We start from the raw sequence: 17,296 nt of genomic DNA on the forward strand, positions 1-17,296 counted from the left end.
GCGAACCTGGAAAGGGCGTCCGCGCAGGGGCACGGGCAAGGCCGTAAGACGACAGGGCGACGGAGGCAGCTGCGGGGATGCGGCGGGGAACAAACAGACGGCGGCGCGCCCGGAGACGGCCGCTGGCGGGAGGGGTTTTCCGGCAGCGGCCGCGTCCGTCGGCATGGCGCGCGGGGAGCCTGCGGCGGGCGCGGGACGGCCTGTGTCTGGCCGTCCCGCTGTCGTGGGTCCTACAGCAGGGTGTCCACCGGGGTGTATTCCAGGCCAAAGGCGTCGGAGACGCCCTTGTAGGTGACCTTGCCGTGGACGACGTTGGCTCCGGCCTTGATTTCAGCGGAGTCCAGCATGGCCTGTTTCCAGCCCTTGCCGGCGATCTGCAGGGCGTAGGGCAAGGTGGCGTTGGTCAGGGCCATGGTGGAGGTCTTGGCCACCGCGCCGGGCATGTTGGCCACGCAGTAGTGGATCACGCCGTCCACGGTGTAGATGGGGTCGCCGTGGGTGGTGGGGCGGGAGGTTTCAAAGCAGCCGCCCTGGTCGATGGCCACGTCCACGAGGACCGCGCCCTTTTTCATGGTGGCGAGCATTTCCCGGGTGATGAGCTTGGGGGCCTTGGCGCCGGGGATGAGCACCGCGCCCACGACCACGTCGGCCCGGGTGAGCAGGTCGCGCAACAGGGCCGGGCTGGACATGAGCGGGAAGCAGTTTTTGGGCATGATGTCGCTTAAGTAACGCAGCCGGTCCAGGTTGAGGTCGAGGATGTAGACCTTGGCGCCCAGGCCGCAGGCCATCTTGGCCGCGTTGGCGCCGACTTCGCCGCCGCCGATGACCACCACCGTGGCCGGATCGACGCCGGTGACGCCGCCGAGCAGCACGCCAAGGCCCCCGTGTTCCATTTCGAGGTACTTCGCGCCCTGCTGGATGGCCATGCGGCCGGCCACTTCGCTCATGGGGGTGAGCAGGGGCAGGGAGCCGTCGGCCTTCTGGATGGTTTCGTAGGCGATGCCGACGCACTTGCTCTTGATCAGCGCATGGGTCTGGCGCTCGTCGGCGGCCAGGTGCAGGTAGGTGAAGACGATCTGGCCTTCGCGGATAAGGTCGTACTCGGCCGGCAGTGGTTCCTTGACGTGCATGACCATGTCGGCGCGCTCAAAGATCTCTTTGGGGGTGGCCACCATCTCCGCGCCGGCGGCGATGTAGGCGTCGTCGTCAAACCCGCTACCCGCGCCGGCGTTTTTCTCGACCAGCATGGTATGACCATTTTGGCGCATCACTTCCACGCCGGCCGGGGTCATGCACACGCGATTCTCTTCGGACTTGATCTCTTTGAGGATGCCAACGATCATTTCAAACTCCGGTTTACGGGTTGCCGTCGGGGAATTTCTCTTGCCGTCCCCCTCGGTTAGCAAGTCCCTTGCCAGGGTTCACCGGGAAGCCGAAAATAACGCCGTCTGGCGGCGGCTGTTTTGCGAAATATGCAAAAAATGTAAAATAGCGGCACATTAGAAAACGGTGAGGCGGCACCTGCCCTGCCCTATTGGGGCGCGCCGGACGGCAAACCGGCCGGCCAAACCGAGGCCGGCGGGATTGGACGGCGCACTTTGGAACGAAAAGCTTCCAAAAAACCAATTCAAAGCGTTAAGCACTCGAAATTGTGCAGATAAATAAATGGCATGAAAACGGACCACTGGTCCGTTTTCATGCCAGACGATGTTTTTTGACCTTGGCCAGCAAGGCCGTATGGGACAGGCCGAGTTCCCGGGCGGCCTGGCGCAGGCTCTTGCGCCCTTTGAGCGCGTTTTCGAGCAGGTCGCGCTCGTAGCGCTCCATGGCCGCCCGCAGGGACAGCCGGCCGCCGTCGCCGGCCGCCACGCTCCCGCCGGCCAGGGGATCGCGCCCAAGCTCGTGGACCAGCAGCACATGGCGCTCGCCGATGACGGGCTGGTCGCACAGGATGGCGGCGCGTTCGACCACGTTTTTAAGTTCCCGCACGTTGCCGGGCCAGCCATGGCGCATGAGCTTGTCCCGGGCGGCCGGGTCGAAGCCCGTGAGCTCCTTGCCCAGCCGGGCCGAGAGCTGGAACAGGAAATGGTCGGCCAGGGCGCCAATGTCCTCGGGACGCTCGCGCAGGGGCGGGATGTGCAGGGGCAGGACGTTTATGCGGTAGTAGAGATCCTCGCGGAAAAGCCCCTTTTCCACGAACTGTTCCAGATTGCGGTTGGTGGCCGTGATGATGCGGGCGTTGGCCTGGGTTTCCCGGCTGTCGCCCAGGCGGCGCAGGCGGCCGTTCTGGATCAGGCGCAGGATCTTGGCCTGGGCGGCCAGGGGCATTTCGGCGATTTCGTCGAAAAACACGGTGCCGTCCTTGGCCAGCTCAAAAAGCCCGGGCTTGCCCTCGCGCCTGGCCCCGGAAAACGCGCCGCCCACGTAGCCGAAGAGTTCGCTTTCCATGAGCGTCTCGGGCACGGCCGCGCAGTTGATGGCCACGAACTGGCCGGGCAGCCCGCTGGCGGCGTGCATGGCCTGGGCCAGCATGTCCTTGCCGGTGCCGGATTCGCCCCGGATGGTCACGATGGCCTCGGAGGAGGCGATTTTTTCGGCCATGGCCACCACCTGCCGCATGGCCGCGCTGGCCCCGATGATGTCGCTAAAGCCCACGTCGGCCGGCTCGTAAATCGACTTGGCCAGATCGCGGATCTCCTGGGCGTCCTTGGCGATCTCCACGGCCCCGGTCACGCCGCCCTCGGCGTCGAGAATGGGCCGGCCGGTGGCGAAGTATTGCAGGCGCTTGCGCCCAACCGTCACGTTCTTGCGGACGTTGTTGTAGCGCCGGCCTTCCAGGCAGCCCAGGATGGCGTGGTCGGGCAGGGGCAGCTCCCGCACGTGGCGGCCGACCAGCTCGGCCCGGCCGCATTTGAAGTTCTCGCGGGCCACGTTGTTTATCAGCGTCACGCAGCCGCTGGCGTCGATGGCGACCACGGACTCGTCCACGTTGTCCAGGACCGTGCGCAGCAGGTTGGCCTGCTTTTCGTGGGGCATGGCCTCGATGCAGCTGATGCGCAGCAGCCCCGGGCAGGCGGCCAGCATGGACATCAAGTCCTTGCGCGGACAGTCGCCGCGCTCGTGGTCGATCTCCAGGAAGATATGGGCGCAGCCGTGTTCCTGGGCCACTTCCATGGACAGGATGTTATGGCCCCGGCTGGCCAGCAGCGCGGAAATGTCGGCCACGATGCCGACGCGGTCGGTGAATTTCAGATGCAGCTTGCTCATGAGCGCTCTCCCCGGCCAAGGCCAGGCCGCCTTGGCGGCGGCCCGGGCCGCGCGTTCCCGGGTATGCGCCGAAAGGACGGCGACGGGCAAGCACAATCCCGTCCGGGCCGTTTCCGCCCGGCCCGGACGGGGGGCGTGCTCCGGTCCGGTCGGCGTCAGGCGTCATCTCGGCGACGTTTTCGGGGCGGCCTTGCCTTTTGCGGAACCTTATGGATAGATGCCGGCATGACGACGCACAGCGGCGACGCCGTGCGAGCGCAAGGACTTACTCAAGGGGAACCTATGCAGCCGTTACGTGTCTACAGCGTGGTGCCGAAACTTCCGGAGAAGCTGCGGCCGCTTTGGGATCTGGCGTACAATCTGCTCTTTTCCTGGAACGACGACATCGTGTCGCTTTTCGCCCAGGTTGATCGCAAGATCTGGCGGGAGTGCTACGGCAATCCGGTCTGTTTCCTCAACCGCCTGCCGCAAAAGACCCTGGAAGCCCTGGCCGAGGACGACTTCTTCGTGGAGCGCGTGGCCGATCTGCGCCAGAGCCTGGCCACTTATCTGGCCCGCAAGAACTCGTCCATTCCCTTCCCGGACCGCGACGGCACGCCGGTCATCGCCTATTTCAGCCTGGAGTACGGCATCAGCCAGTGCCTGCCGGTCTATTCCGGCGGCCTGGGGATTCTGGCCGGCGACCATCTCAAATCGGCCAGCGACCTGTGCGTGCCCCTGGTCGGCATCGGCCTGTGCTACCAGCAGGGCTATTTCCGCCAGTACCTCACCCCGGACGGCTGGCAGCAGGAACGCTACCCCATTTACGACTTCGAGCAGATGCCGCTGACCTTGTGCAAGGACGAGGCCGGCAATCCCCTGCTCGTCCATGTGGACCTCAAGGGTGAGCGGGTGGCGGCCCAGCTGTGGAAGGCGCAGGTCGGGCGCGTTTCGCTCTATCTCATGGACACCAACGTGCCGGAAAACCAGCCCGGCACGCGCCAGCTCACCAACCGCCTCTACGGCGGCGACCTGGAAACCCGGGTGCGCCAGGAATACCTGCTCGGCATCGGCGGCATCCGCGCCCTGGAGGTCCTGGGCCTCAAGCCCAAGGTCATCCACATGAACGAGGGCCATTCGGCATTCGCGGGCCTTGAGCGCATCGCCAACTTCATGGACAAGCACCAGCTGTCCTTCGAGGCGGCCATGGAGCTTGTGGCCTCCAGCTCCATCTTCACCACCCACACCCCGGTGCCGGCCGGCAACGACCGGTTTCCGCCGGAACTCATCCAGGCCTATTTCGAGGACTACGCCAAGCGCCTGGGTCTGGCCTTCAAGGTGCTCTTGGCCCTTGGCCGCGAAGACCCGCGAAACGACACCGAACATTTCTGCATGACCGTGCTGGCGCTCAAGCTCTCGCGCTTTAATAACGGCGTTTCCCAGCTCCACGGCGAGGTCTCGCGCAAGATGTGGAACCGGGTCTGGACCCAGTATCCCATGGAGGACGTGCCCATCGGGGCCATCACCAACGGCGTGCACGTGCCGACCTGGGTGGCCCAGGATCTGGCCGCCCTCTACGACCGCTACCTCGGGGCCAACTGGCGCGAGGACCCGGACACCTCGCGTGTCTTTTCCCAGGCCCATCTGATTTCCGACGCCGAACTGTGGCGCACCCACGAGCGGCTGCGCGAACGGCTCGTCGGCTACGTGCGCGAGCGCTTGCGCGACCAGCTGCTGGCGCGCGGGGCCAAGCGCAAGGAACTGCAGACCGCCGATGAGGTTCTTGATCCCCAGGCGCTGACCATCGGCTTCGCCCGGCGGTTCGCCACCTACAAACGGGCCAGCATGCTGCTCCAGGACAAGGAGCGGCTCATTCGCATCATCTCCGACGCCCAGCGCCCGGTGCAGTTCATTTTCGCCGGCAAGGCCCATCCCCACGACAACGAGGGCAAGCGGCTCATTCAGGAGCTGGTGCAGCTGTGCACCAGCACGGCCTGCCGCTACAATCTGGTGTTTCTCGAAGACTACGACATGGAGATCGCCAGCTACCTCGTCCAGGGCGTGGACGTGTGGCTCAACACGCCGCGCCGGCCCCTGGAAGCCTGCGGCACCAGCGGCATGAAGGCCATGTGCAACGGCGTGCTCAATTTCTCGACCCTGGACGGCTGGTGGGCCGAGGCCTGGAAGCCCGACAACAGCGTGGGCTGGGCCGTGGGCATGGGCGAGGAATATGAAGACGCCGGGTACCAGGATTTCGTGGAGAGCCAAACGCTCTACAACATCCTGGAAAACGAGATCATCCCGACCTTCTACGAGCGGGGCCACGGCAATCTGCCGCGCAACTGGATCCGCAAGATGAAGGACTCCATTTGCGAGCTCACGCCGGTCTACAACTCCCACCGCATGGTGGAGGACTACGCCCGCATCGCCTACATCCCGGCCCTGGAGAACTACACCCGCCTGACGCGCGAGGAATGCGCCCCGGCCAAGGACCTGGCCTCCTGGCGCATGGACATCATGACCAAGTGGGGCGGCCTTGATGTCCGCAACGTGCGGGCCGGCGACCCCGAGCAGCTGCACGTGGGCGACCCGGTGCGGGTGACCTGCGAGGTGCATTTAAACGGCATCCGCCCCCAGGACGTGTCGGTGCAGATTTACGCCGGCCGGCTGGACGTGGAAGGCAAGTTCGCCCAGCGCGAGACCGTGGACATGCGGCCGGTGGAGACGACGGCCGACGGCTGGCACATGTACATGGGCGAGGTGCAGCCCTCCGAAGCCGGACGTTTCGGCTTCACGGTGCGGGTGTTGCCGCACCATCCGCTGCTGCTCGACTCCCACAGCCTGGGGCTGATTCGCTGGGCCCAGGGGGCGTAGGGGGCGGGGAAAGAAAACGACTGCGAAAAAGGCGGGCCGCTCCGGGAGGGGCGGCCCGTTTTGCGCCCTGTGCCCGCGCCGTCACGCCCCTGTTGCCGCGCCCGGCTATGCGGCCCCATCCCCCGCCAAGGAGCACACCATGCCCGCCCTTGTCGCCGTCTGCGCCACCGCCCTTGTCGCCTCGCTGCTGACGCTTTATTCCGGCTTCGGCCTGGGCACGCTCCTCACGCCCATCATGGCGATCTACTTTCCCATCGAGGCGGCCGTGGCCATGACCGCCCTGGTGCACTTCGCCAACAACCTCTTCAAGCTGGCGCTTTTTGCCCGCAAGGCCGACTGGAAGGTCGCGGCCGTGTTCGGGCTGCCGGCCCTGTTGGCCAGTTTCGGCGGCGCGGCCCTGCTGGTGGCCCTGGCCGATCTGCCGCCGCTGGCGACCTACACGCTTTTTGGCGCGCCCCACGCCGTCACGCCGGTCAAGCTCGTGGTGGGGCTGCTCATCGGACTGTTCTCCCTGCCCGAGATCACCAAGCGCATCAAAAAGCGCGGCCTGCCGCCGGCCCTGCTCCCCCTGGGCGGGCTGGTTTCCGGCTTTTTCGGCGGCCTGTCCGGCCATCAGGGCGCGTTTCGCAGCGCCTTTCTCCTGCGCCTGGGCCTGCCCAAGGAGACGTTTATCGCCACCGGCGTGGTCGTGGCCTGTCTGGTGGACGCCGCCCGGCTGGCCGTCTACGCCGGCCATCTGTCCGCGCCGGGCGTGGCCGACAACCTGCCCCTGCTCCTGGCCGCCTCGGCCTGCGCCTTTGCCGGCGCCTTCGCCGGGGCGCGGATTCTCGGCAAGATGACCCTCGACGGCGTGAGCAGGCTGGTCGGCTGGATGCTGCTGACCCTGGCCGGGCTGTTGGCGGCGGGCATTGTCTAGCATTTCGGTCTGTTGACGCCGCCCGAACAGATCAGCTACAGGACAACCGATAGTCCTGCGTTCCGCCGCGCTTTCGCAGGACAACGCCCGGCAATCGCGCCATTGCCCCGAATGAGCGCTGCATCGCCAATAATGCAAAGGACAATCGATCCATCATGAGCAAGAAACAGGGCATCGCCGTCGGCATCATCGTTGTTCTCGCCATTGCCTACTTCGGCCTGACGCAATACGCCTCCCACGTCGCCAAGACGCGTCTTGACGACGCCATCGCCAAGCAGGGGCCGTTCGTACAGATTCATTACGGAAAAATATCCTACAACCTCTTCACGCAACATACTGTCATCAAGGCCGTCTCCCTGCGGGGACCGGGCATGGCCACTCCGGTTTTCGCCAAGGAAGTCATCATTCGCCGCCTGGACCTGGATTCGCCCAAGCCGACGTATGTTTCCATCGACGTGCTGGGCATCGAGCTGGAGCCGTCCTCCCTGGGCAAGGAAGCCGCCGCCGAGCTGGCCGCCCTGGGCTACGCCGGGCCGTGGTCGTGCGATGTGACCGTTGACATGGACAGCCTGGCCGAGAAGCGGGAACTCAAGGCCCACATGGTCTATGCGGCCAAGGACATCGGTTCCTTGCGCCTCGACTTCGTGCTCGGCAATCTGGACTATACCACCGTCAAGCCCGAGGCGGTCATGGCCAGCCTGTTCAACTGCGCCTTGAAGCAGGCGGAAATGGCCTATGTCGACGCTTCCCTCGTTGAGCGCATTTTCAAGCAAAACGCCGCGAAACAAGGCCTGGACCTGCCGGCCTATAAGAAGCAACTCGTCGGCCAACTCGACGCGGCATTGCAGCATTCGCCGAAGTCCCTGCCCCAGGCCTTTATCAACGCTCTCAAGCAGTTTGTGGAAAACCCGCGCCAGCTCACCATTTCCGCCAACCCGACCGCTCCCGTCTCCTTCATGGAACTGCTCAAGGCCGGCACGCCCGAGGCCGTGGCCAACCTGCTCGCCCTGGACATCAAATCCTGAAGACCCGCCCCGCTGATGCCAAGCGTCTCTTGACAACAGGCCTACCGAGTAAGACAGTTCTGCCGTGCGCGTGTTCAAAACCAAGCGGCTTGACCGATGGGCCGGCAAGGAAGGCCTCGCCGACAAGGCCTTGTGGCAAGCCGCGCTGGAAGTGGCGGCGGGCAATGTCGAGGCCAGCCTGGGGCAATGCCTCTATAAAAAACGTCTGGCCCGGCCGGGGGAAGGCAAACGCTCGGGATTGCGAACCATTATCGCGTTCAAAAACGCCAGCGGAGACCGGGTGTTTTTCGTCTACGGGTTTGCAAAAAAACAGCAGGCCAACATCACCGAAACGGAACGGCACGGCTTGGCCCTCGTCGCCAAGCATTTTCTCGACGCCACGCCAGTCGTGATCGACAACCTCCTGCGCGCCGGAGAACTCGTCGAGGTCATCAAGGAGACAGACGATGAGCGACATTCTTGACGCCGTCCAGGAGATGGCCCGGGGGCTTCATGACGCCGGCGGCATGGACAAGACGACCCTGCGACAGCTCGAAGCGCTGTGCCTGCCCAAGGCCAGGGCGCTTAGCCCGGAACAAATCAAGGCAATACGCGAAAAGACCCGCATGAGCCGCAGCGTGTTCGCCGCGTTGCTCAACGTCGGCCCGTCCACGGTCGAGCACTGGGAACGGGGCCTCAAAAAACCCAGCGGCCCGTCCCTGCGGCTGCTCGACGTGGTGGACCGCAAAGGCGTCGACGCCTTGTGCTAGCCTCGCCCCCTCCCACCTGCGCCCCCCACTCCCGGCTCGACGGCCGGCGTCGTAGCTGCTAAGGCTATCCAATGCTTTGCGGCATCGACGTCGGCGGCACGCACACGGACGCGGTCCTCATCGGCCCGGAAGGGGTCGTTGCTTGCGCCAAGCTGCCCACCAACCATGACGATCTCCTCGCCTCCATACGCGAGGCGCTTTCCAGCATCGTGGCCGTGGCCGGGCCGGCCGCCATCCATCGCCTGACCCTGTCCACCACGCTCACCACCAACGCCATCATCGAAGGCACGGCCGACGCCGTGGGCGTCCTCGTGTCCGGCGGCCCGGGCATCGACCCCGAGGCGTATAGACAGGGCGGGCATTACCATGTCCTGGCCGGGGCCATCGACCACCGGGGCCGCGAAACCGCCGCCATCGACCTCGACGCGGCCAAGGCCGTTGTCGACGCCTGGCTGGCCGAGGGGCTGCGCGCCTTTGCCGCGGTCACCAAATTTTCCACCCGCTGCCCGGACCAGGAGCTGGCCCTGCGCGGCTTGCTCGCCGGCCGGGCCGACTGCGTGTCGCTGGGGCACGAATTTTCCGGCCGCCTGGGCTTTGGACGGCGCATCGCCACGGCCTGCCTCAACAGCGCCGTGTGGCGCGTCTACAACCGCTTTTGCGACGCCGTGGAACAATCCGTGGCCGACCTGGGCATGACCGCCGCCATAAACGTGCTCAAGGCCGACGGCGGCACCATGCCGTTGTCGGTTTCCCGCGCCCAGCCCGTGCAGTCCATCCTGTCCGGCCCGGCCGCCTCGGTCATGGGCATCATCGCCGTGTGCGACATCGCCGAGGATTCGGTCATCCTCGACATCGGCGGCACCACCACCGACATCGCCGTTTTTGCCGCCGGCGCGCCGCTTATTGAAAACGAAGGCATCGCTATCGACGGCCGCCCGACGCTCGTGCGGGCGCTGCGCACCCGCTCCATCGGCGTGGGCGGCGATTCGGCCGTCACGGTCAGCCGGCAGGCCATCGAGGTCGGCCCGCGCCGCTTCGGCCCGCCCATGGCCCTGGGCGGCAAGGTTCCGACGCTTATTGACGCGCTCAACGTCCAAAACGTCATCGCCGTGGGCGATCCCCGGGCCTCGTATCAGGGCCTGCTTGCCGCCGCCGCGCCCCACGGCTTCGAGCCCGAAGAGGTGGCCGAGGCCGCCATCCTCAATGCCGTCAACCAGATCCGCTCGGAAGTGGCGGCCGTTGTGCGCGAAATAAACGACCGCCCGGTCTACACCATCTTCGAGCTGCTGGAAGGCAAGCACGTGCGCCCCACCCGGGTCTACGTCATGGGCGGACCGGCGCTGGCCCTTTCCGCCCTGCTCCAGGACGCCTTTTCCGAGGAAGTCATCGTGCCCGAGAGCTTTGCCGTGGCCAACGCCATCGGCGCGGCCCTGGCCAGGCCGACCTTTTCCGTGGAGCTTTTCGCCGACACCGCTGCCGGCCGCCTGACCATTCCCTCCCTGGGCGTGGCCCGGTCCGTGTCCGGCAACTACAGCCAGGCGGCCGCCGAGGGCGAGGCCGGGGCCAGCCTGCGCGACTATCTCGCCTCCATCGGGGCCGACGTCGACGACGCGCCCATCGAAACCGTGGAGCTGTCGTCGTTTCCCATGGTCGAGGGCCAGGAGCTGGCCGGCTACAACATCCGCGTGGCCTGCCAGGTGCGGCCTGGCGTCTCCGGGGCCTACAAACAGGCGGTGTCCAAGCAATGCTGAAAGCCCGCCATCCCCTGGGGATCGTCTTTTTCCCGGCCTACGACTGGGCCATCTCGCCCACCCACCCCGAGCGCCAGGAACGCCTGCTCTACACCCAGGACCAGCTGCGCGAGGAAGGCGTCTTCGACATCCCGGGCGTAACCGAACTCAAGCCCGACCTGGCCAGCCACGAAGACGTGGCCCGGGTGCATTTCTGCTTTCCCGACGTGGCGGCCGTCACCACCACCTCCCACCTCATTTCCGCCGGCGGGGCCATCCGGGCCGCCCGCACGGTCATGGAAAAGGAAGCCGAGCGCGCCTTTGCCCTGGTGCGGCCGCCCGGCCACCACGCCATGAAGGTGGTCCACGGCTCGCGCGGGTTTTGCAACATCAACATCGAAGCGGTGATGGTGGAATGGCTGCGGGAGCGCTACGGCCCCTTGCGCGTGGCCATCGTGGACACCGACTGCCATCATGGCGACGGCACCCAGGACGTCTACTGGAACGACCCCGATACGCTCTTTATTTCCCTGCACCAGGACGGCCGCACGCTGTATCCCGGCACGGGCTTTCCCCTGGAACTCGGCGGCCCAAGAGCCTTGGGGACCACGGTCAACGTGCCCCTGCCGCCCGGAACCTCGGACCAGGGCTTCCTTTTCGCCATGCGCGAAGTGGTCATGCCGCTTATTGAGGACTTCAAGCCCGATCTGATCATCAACTCCGCCGGCCAGGACAACCATTTCTCCGACCCCATCACGGACATGGCCTTCTCGGCCCAGGGCTACGCCCAGCTCACCGAACTGCTCGGGGCGGACATCGCCGTGCTGGAAGGCGGCTACGCCATCCAGGGCGCGCTGCCCTACGTCAATCTGGGGCTGGTGCTGTCCATGGCGGGGCTGGATTACAGCCACGTGCGGGAACCGGGTTTCGACCCGGCGGCCGTGCGCCAAAGCGACAAGGTGACGGGCTACATCGAGGAAGTCTGCCGCGACATCGTCAAGGAAGTGCGTAACCCGCGCGGTCCGGGCAAGGGCGATGTGGCGAACGGCTGGTTTTCGCGGCGCAAGACGCTCTACTACGACACCGACGCCATCACGGAATACCAGACCGAGTCGGTGCGCCTGTGCGACCACTGCCGGGGCGTGGTGAAGTATGAGACGGAATCCACGCGAAACCCGCTGTGCCTGGGCGTTGAAGCGCCCATCGGGGCCTGCGAACGCTGCGTGGATGAAGCCTACCGCATCTACGAGGCCGGCCAGATCAAGGGCGAATACCGCCATCTGGCGCTCCTGGACCGGGTGGGCAAGAACTACCTGAGCTTTACGGGCTGACGCCCGCATCCCCCACTCCCCTGCGCACGGGCATCAGCCCATGCCGAGCCCCTTTTCCCCCATGCGGGGGGGCCGGGGGCCTCAGGCCCCCGGCCGCCGGAGCATCTTCCCTCTACGACGATTTGCCTTAACCGCCGAAGTAGCGCACCACGGCGTCGCGGGTGGTCTTGGAGATGAGTTTTAAGCGAACGAACTCGTCGGGATGGAACTGGAACACGCCGGCCAGGAACATGAAACGCGGGTCGTCCAGGCGGTTGCCGCCCTTTTCCGCAAAGCTCAAGGCGCTTAACACCGTGGCTTCGAAGTCGTAGCCGCCCTGCTTGAGCACCGTGGCGTAGACCATGCATTCCCGGTCATGCAGCTCCTGGGGGTGCAGATCCTCGGGCAGCTTGTTCTTGGCGTCTTCCACCTGCTTGAAATACATAAACACGTTTTGTTTGTTAAACGCCAGACTGCGGCCGCCCTCGGCGGCCACGGCGTCCAGGGCCGGCCACAGGCAAAACGCGGCCAGGGCCGCCAGCCAAAGCACTCGCCGGGCCGGGGTCACTGGGCCGCCTTGGCCTGGCCGCACGGGGCGTAGAGCGGCTCATAGAAATAGCTTAGCGTCCCCATGTCGCGTTCGGGCGAATACTGCATCCGGATGAGCACGTTGCCCACGGGCCAGCCCAGGTCCACGCCCTTGCCTTCGAGGTCGATGGGCTTGCTGTACTTGCCGGCCAGGAAGTTCTTGATGCTCTCGTGGTTTTTTTGCCCTTGTATTCCACCATCACGGCCGCGAACTTGTCCTGGCAAAAGCCGTAGACCACGCCGGAAAGGAAGGCCTCGCCGATGCGGTAGACCACGCCTTCGGCCGTGGCGTAGGCGGCCTGGCCGTCGCGTTCGGCCACGGTCAGGTCCGGGATGGCGGCCATGGCCGTGCCCCATTTGATGCCGTTGAAGGCATTGGGCTCCTTGATGACCTTGCCCGGCGCGTCCACGGTCTCGGCCGGGCCGGACGGCTCGTGGGGCGCGGCGGCCTTTTGGGTTTCGTGTTTTTCGGGCGGGGCCTTTTTGGCCAGGGCGGGCGTGGCGGCCAGGGCAAGGCAACAGACCAGCAGCAGAGACAGCGTTTTTTTCATGCGGGGAAAGGGGGGGAGAAGGTTTTAGGCCGAGGTGCGCAGAATCATGCCGCGCAGGGTCACGGCCATGATGTCGCTTTGCACGGAGCGGCCGCTTTCCAGGAAATGGGCCAGCTCGGCCCGGCGACGGTCGCCGGACAGGGCCATGTAATCCAGGACCATGTCGTTGATGGCCGATCCTGTCAGCGGCGTGAGGGTGATGGTCGGACCGCCCATGGCGTGATGCTCCCTTTTTCCGAGCTGTAGCGCCGCGACGGGGGAATGGCAAGCGGCGACGGCGTTCATGGCGTGAACAGGGCGGCCAGGGCGGCCAGGCCCTCGCCCAGGAGTTCGTCAAATTCCGCCGGGTCGGCCTCGGCCAGGCGGAACATGGCCAGGGCGCGCAGGTCGAGCCGGGGCAGCGCCCCGCAGGGTGTTACGCGGTACCCCAGGGCATTGGCCATGAAATCGGCCACATGCACGGCGGCGGCCACCACCGATTCCGGGCACTGAGCCGGATCGTGATGGGCGGCCACGCCTTCGATCAGCGTGTCGGCCAGCCGCCATTTATCGCCGATGCGCCCGCCCAGGGCGGCATGGTCGAAGCCAAGCTCCAACCGCTCGGCCGCGTCGGACGGGATGCGCCCCTCGGCCACCCGGGCCAGCACCGCCTGGGCCAGATCGGGTTCGGCCACGGCCAGGACCAGCCGGCCCATGTCGTGGAGCAGGCCGGCCACGAAAAAGCGCTCCGACGCGGCCTCGTCGCGTCGCCGGGCCAGCCCCCGGGCCAGCATGCCCACGGCCACGGCGTGACGCCAGAAATCGGGCATGGACAGCAGATCGGCCCGGGGCGGCTTGTCGAACAGCCGGGACAGCACCGCGCCGGCGGCCAGATTGACGATTTCGGTGAGGCCGATAAGGCCCACGGCCCGGCTGACGGTCTCCACCCGGACCCTTGGGGCATAGATGGGGCTGTTGGCCAGGCGCAGCACGTAGGCGGCCAGGCTCGGGTCCAGGGACACGGCCTTGGCCACGTCGGCCACTCCGCTTAGGGGGTTCTCGGCCGTACGGCGCAGGGCCAGGTAGGCTTCGGGCAGGGGCGGCGGATTGATGTCGGCCAGGGACCGACGTTTGCCCGGGGACAGGGACGCGGCCGGAGCAGCTCCCGGCGACGGCGCGGGCAGAGCCTCGCGCCGGGAAGCGCCAAGCTCAAGCAGCCGCGTCACGAACAGCGGCGCGTCGCCGGTGGGGATAAAGGCGCTGTCGACGGTCATGCCGGTTGCTCCCGGAAACGGATTCATCCCCGGTCTAGCGCAATCATCTGGCGGCGGCAAGCCGGCCGGGCGACGCGGACGTGCGAGCCTTGACTTTCATGCCCCGGCGGACCATAAATTGTTGTAGAGCATCCTCACCAGGAATCTTCATGTTCAAACGCAGGGTCGGCGAACTGGCCAAAAGGCCCCTTATCGTGCCGGCGGACGCCACCGTGACCCAGGCGGCCGATCTTATGGTGCGCGCCGACGTCAGTTGCCTGGCCGCCGTCACCGGGGCCAAGGTCGTGGGGTTCGTCACCGAGCGCGAGTTGGTGCGTCGCCTGGACGTCGATCTCGACCCGGCCTCGCCCGTGCGCGAAACCCTGTCGCGCACCGTGGGCGGCGGCATCCTCAAGGACCTGTCGGCCAACGAAGCCATCAAGACCATGCTGGAGCGCAAGGAGCGCCATCTGCCGGTCATCGACGTGGGCGGCTCGCTCATTGGCGTGGTCACGGACAAGGAGCTCGTGGACGCCCTGGCCGTGGACTTCATGGTGGAAAATGTCGATTGCCGGGCCGTCATGCGGCCCGAGCCGATCTGCCTGCCCCCGGAAGCGCCCGTGCAGGCGGCCCTGGACCGGATGCGTCAGGCCGGCGTCGGCTCGGTGCTGGTGGTTGTGGACGGCAAGGCCGCCGGCATCTTCACCGAACGCGACGCCCTGCGGGCCATCATGGGCCAGCCCGAACGGCTCGACGATCCCGTCTCGGCCTACATGAGCCGGCCGGTGGTCAGCGTGCCGGCCGAGGCCATGGTTTACAAGGTCATTTTGTACATGCGCCAAAAGGGCGTGCGCCGTCTGGCCGTCACCGAAGCCGACGGCCGCCTGGCCGGCGTGCTCACCCAGCCCGACATCCTGCTCTACGCCAGGCGCATGGGCTGACCCGCCCTTCTCGCCGGCCGCTCCCCCAACGCCGTCGAATCCAACGCCCGTTGCAGGCAGCCAGGGTTTCCCCGCGAAATCCCAGGCTACCGGCATCGTTGCGTGCGGCCTGCCGCTGTCCGGCAGCGAGGCCATGGCCCAGTCTCGGTCAAATTGATCGCAGCCTCCGCCAGGCGTGGCCTTGGAGAAGCGGCGGCTGCGCCTCATGTAAAAAAACCCAGAGGCCTGTTGATTCCGAGATTTCCGGTGGATACCGTTCGCATTTCTGAAATCTGGGGGAATGTTTACGCTATAAATGATATTTTTAAATTGATGAAAAAGTCATTATTAAATACGTTCCCGTATAAAATCGCCAGGAGGCTCCCATGCGAATTCACAGGATCTTTATGTGTGTCGTTGGAATAATTGCCTTCGTGAACTTGCTTGCCTGTTCCACAACGACGAACAAAGTCACCCCATTGGCGGAGCTGCCGGACAAAAGCAACCCAGGGGCGATTTATATTCTGCCAAAGACTGCGGTCGCGCTCAATATTCCGATAAAAATCACAACTTACAACAGAGCAGATAAGGAATTTGACTTACAACTCATGAAAGAGGCCGCAGAAACTGCATATTTATTACACAATGCCTCTTCCCAGACGAGGATTGCGGAAGAAGCCCAAAAGGCTGCCCAGGGCGAAGCGAATGCCGCACAAAGAGAGTTTGAAAAGCTCACCGCTGAAGCAAATTCATCACCAGACAATAAAGATGTAATACAAAAACTATCTGAGTCGAGGACAAAATGGGAAATCGCCCTGAATAAATATGAACATGCAAAAGCATATTACATTTCAAAAAAAGACGAGCAAATGCAGTTACAAATTCAAAAGCGCCAAGCCTTAAAAAACCAAAGAAAGCTTAAATCATTAGAAAAATCAAGAGCAAACGCATGCGAAAAGGAAATTGCAGCACTTTTCCGTGAAGGCACAAGTTCTCCACGATTCGAAACTGGCGACGCCCAAATAACAATATCTGCCGTCCCAGACGCTGATCATATTTACAACATGGATTTAAGCACTACGTTTTTAAAAGACACCAAGAAAAAGCTCGTCTTCAATGAAAACGGCATGTTGGTATCTGCTGATTATTCAGCAAAAGATAAAACGTTGGAATTCACCGTCCAAGTCATAGAATCGCTCGCAAAAATCGGAAGCACACTGTTAACAGGAGGGTATTCGACCACAGATACTGACTCCCCACCCCCATCTCCCTGCACGGAGGAAGACAAAAAGGCTATTGAAACCTATGTTAGCCTTACTCTCGACAGAGACAACTGGCTTTTCGGAAAAAACCCGGCGGGGATTGATCCTTCACTTGACGTCTTCAAAGCAAGACTCGCCGCCATAGACGCCAGGATGGCAGACTTAAAAGACCGTCTTCTTGGCAAGGATGTCACGAACATCACCCTCATATGCCCCCTTGACGACAGCCTTCTTCTGCACGACGGCCAGCACAAACTCTTGCCGCTTTTCACCGACGCCATTGCCCAGCAACGCCTGGCGCAACTTCAGGCCACCGTGCGTGAAAAAGTCGGAGCCGCAGGGATTGCCAAGCTGGAATCCCTGGAAGTCATCGTCAAGGTCAACCACGAGCACCCCTCGCAGAAGGTCAAAGGGCTTGTCCCCGAGCCAAAGGGGGAACGGGGCCTCTATTATCGCATGCCCGGCGAGGTATCGATTACCCTCGTGCAGACAAAGGACGGCAAGATCGACAAGGTCGTCGGCGAGACCTTCAAGGTGCCCGTCGCCCAACTCGGCCCCGTCCTGGCCCTGCCTTCCAAGATGAAGACCACGGACGCGGCTTTTTCCATGGAGTTTTTTACCGATACCGGCGGCCTGAAGTCGCTTGGGGTCGAGACGAAGGCCATTGACATGCAGCAGGTCGAAAAGCTCGGCAACTCCGGCGTGGCCCTGGTCTCGGCCATCGCCGCAAGCAACAACAAGATCAATCAACTCAAGCAGCAAAAAGAAGAGCTGTCCCTGGAAATGGACATCCGGGAACTGCGGGAAGGAAAACGCCCGACGCAGTAGCCTGAGCAAAACCCTCGTCGCAGGCCTCTGCCAGGGGTCTGCGACGAGCGGGGGCAAGGAGCCTG

General features: G+C 64.4%; 15 protein-coding genes. 9 read left to right on the forward strand and 6 right to left on the reverse strand.

Annotated features, from left to right (window positions below):
• Positions 1 to 230: 230 nt before the first annotated feature.
• Together ald and C3Y92_RS19965 are read right to left on the reverse strand one after the other, a co-directional pair.
• Positions 231 to 1,343, reverse strand: a complete 1,113-nt coding sequence (gene ald / locus C3Y92_RS19960) for an alanine dehydrogenase (protein ID WP_129355626.1) — start codon at positions 1,341 to 1,343, stop codon at positions 231 to 233.
• Positions 1,344 to 1,695: 352 nt separating this feature from the next.
• On the reverse strand, positions 1,696 to 3,267 hold the full coding sequence (locus C3Y92_RS19965; protein WP_129355628.1) for a sigma 54-interacting transcriptional regulator: 1,572 nt from the start codon (positions 3,265 to 3,267) through the stop codon (positions 1,696 to 1,698).
• Positions 3,268 to 3,549: 282 nt separating this feature from the next.
• Between C3Y92_RS19965 and glgP the strand changes: the two genes are divergently transcribed.
• The 7 genes from glgP (at position 3,550) to C3Y92_RS20000 (ending at position 11,871) form a co-directional block, all read left to right on the forward strand.
• On the forward strand, positions 3,550 to 6,120 hold the full coding sequence (gene glgP, locus C3Y92_RS19970) for an alpha-glucan family phosphorylase (protein WP_129355630.1): 2,571 nt from the start codon (positions 3,550 to 3,552) through the stop codon (positions 6,118 to 6,120).
• Positions 6,121 to 6,259: 139 nt separating this feature from the next.
• Entirely contained in the window at positions 6,260 to 7,036 is a 777-nt protein-coding gene (locus C3Y92_RS19975; protein ID WP_129355632.1) for a sulfite exporter TauE/SafE family protein, read from the forward strand.
• Between the two features lie 155 nt (positions 7,037 to 7,191).
• Positions 7,192 to 8,061, forward strand: coding sequence for a hypothetical protein (locus C3Y92_RS19980; RefSeq protein ID WP_129355634.1), 870 nt, complete (start codon positions 7,192 to 7,194; stop codon positions 8,059 to 8,061).
• A gap of 64 nt (positions 8,062 to 8,125) precedes the next feature.
• Complete coding sequence (locus tag C3Y92_RS19985) at positions 8,126 to 8,524, forward strand: type II toxin-antitoxin system RelE/ParE family toxin (RefSeq protein ID WP_129355636.1); 399 nt, start codon at positions 8,126 to 8,128, stop codon at positions 8,522 to 8,524.
• Complete coding sequence (locus C3Y92_RS19990) at positions 8,508 to 8,810, forward strand: helix-turn-helix domain-containing protein (protein ID WP_129355638.1); 303 nt, start codon at positions 8,508 to 8,510, stop codon at positions 8,808 to 8,810. The genes C3Y92_RS19985 and C3Y92_RS19990 overlap by 17 nt, the downstream gene beginning before the upstream one ends.
• 71 nt (positions 8,811 to 8,881) lie before the next feature.
• The gene (locus C3Y92_RS19995) at positions 8,882 to 10,561 is read left to right on the forward strand and encodes a hydantoinase/oxoprolinase family protein (RefSeq protein WP_129355640.1); all 1,680 of its coding nucleotides are present in this window, start codon (positions 8,882 to 8,884) and stop codon (positions 10,559 to 10,561) included.
• Positions 10,555 to 11,871 (forward strand): histone deacetylase family protein, encoded by a 1,317-nt coding sequence (locus C3Y92_RS20000; RefSeq protein ID WP_129355642.1) that lies wholly within the window; start codon positions 10,555 to 10,557, stop codon positions 11,869 to 11,871. The genes C3Y92_RS19995 and C3Y92_RS20000 overlap by 7 nt, the downstream gene beginning before the upstream one ends.
• Before the next feature lie 127 nt (positions 11,872 to 11,998).
• On the opposite strand, the gene C3Y92_RS20005 is transcribed toward C3Y92_RS20000, so the two are convergent.
• The 4 genes from C3Y92_RS20005 to C3Y92_RS20020 all read right to left on the reverse strand — a co-directional run bounded on the left by C3Y92_RS20005 (position 11,999) and on the right by C3Y92_RS20020 (position 14,242).
• Entirely contained in the window at positions 11,999 to 12,418 is a 420-nt protein-coding gene (locus C3Y92_RS20005) for a hypothetical protein (RefSeq protein ID WP_129355644.1), read from the reverse strand.
• A gap of 52 nt (positions 12,419 to 12,470) precedes the next feature.
• The gene (locus C3Y92_RS20010) at positions 12,471 to 12,989 is read right to left on the reverse strand and encodes a hypothetical protein (RefSeq protein ID WP_235669555.1); all 519 of its coding nucleotides are present in this window, start codon (positions 12,987 to 12,989) and stop codon (positions 12,471 to 12,473) included.
• 24 nt (positions 12,990 to 13,013) lie between these two features.
• Positions 13,014 to 13,205 (reverse strand): hypothetical protein, encoded by a 192-nt coding sequence (locus tag C3Y92_RS20015; RefSeq protein WP_015863184.1) that lies wholly within the window; start codon positions 13,203 to 13,205, stop codon positions 13,014 to 13,016.
• A 65-nt stretch (positions 13,206 to 13,270) separates the two neighbouring features.
• Positions 13,271 to 14,242, reverse strand: coding sequence for an HDOD domain-containing protein (locus tag C3Y92_RS20020; protein WP_129355646.1), 972 nt, complete (start codon positions 14,240 to 14,242; stop codon positions 13,271 to 13,273).
• A gap of 149 nt (positions 14,243 to 14,391) precedes the next feature.
• Here C3Y92_RS20020 and C3Y92_RS20025 point away from each other — a divergent pair, with 149 nt between their 5' ends.
• Positions 14,392 to 15,162 (forward strand): CBS domain-containing protein, encoded by a 771-nt coding sequence (locus C3Y92_RS20025; RefSeq protein WP_129355648.1) that lies wholly within the window; start codon positions 14,392 to 14,394, stop codon positions 15,160 to 15,162.
• Between the two features lie 365 nt (positions 15,163 to 15,527).
• Entirely contained in the window at positions 15,528 to 17,231 is a 1,704-nt protein-coding gene (locus tag C3Y92_RS20030; RefSeq protein WP_129355650.1) for a DUF4831 family protein, read from the forward strand.
• Positions 17,232 to 17,296 lie beyond the last annotated feature (65 nt).

It is taken from the genome of Solidesulfovibrio carbinolicus (assembly GCF_004135975.1).
GTDB classification, from domain to species: Bacteria; Desulfobacterota; Desulfovibrionia; order Desulfovibrionales; family Desulfovibrionaceae; genus Solidesulfovibrio; species Solidesulfovibrio carbinolicus.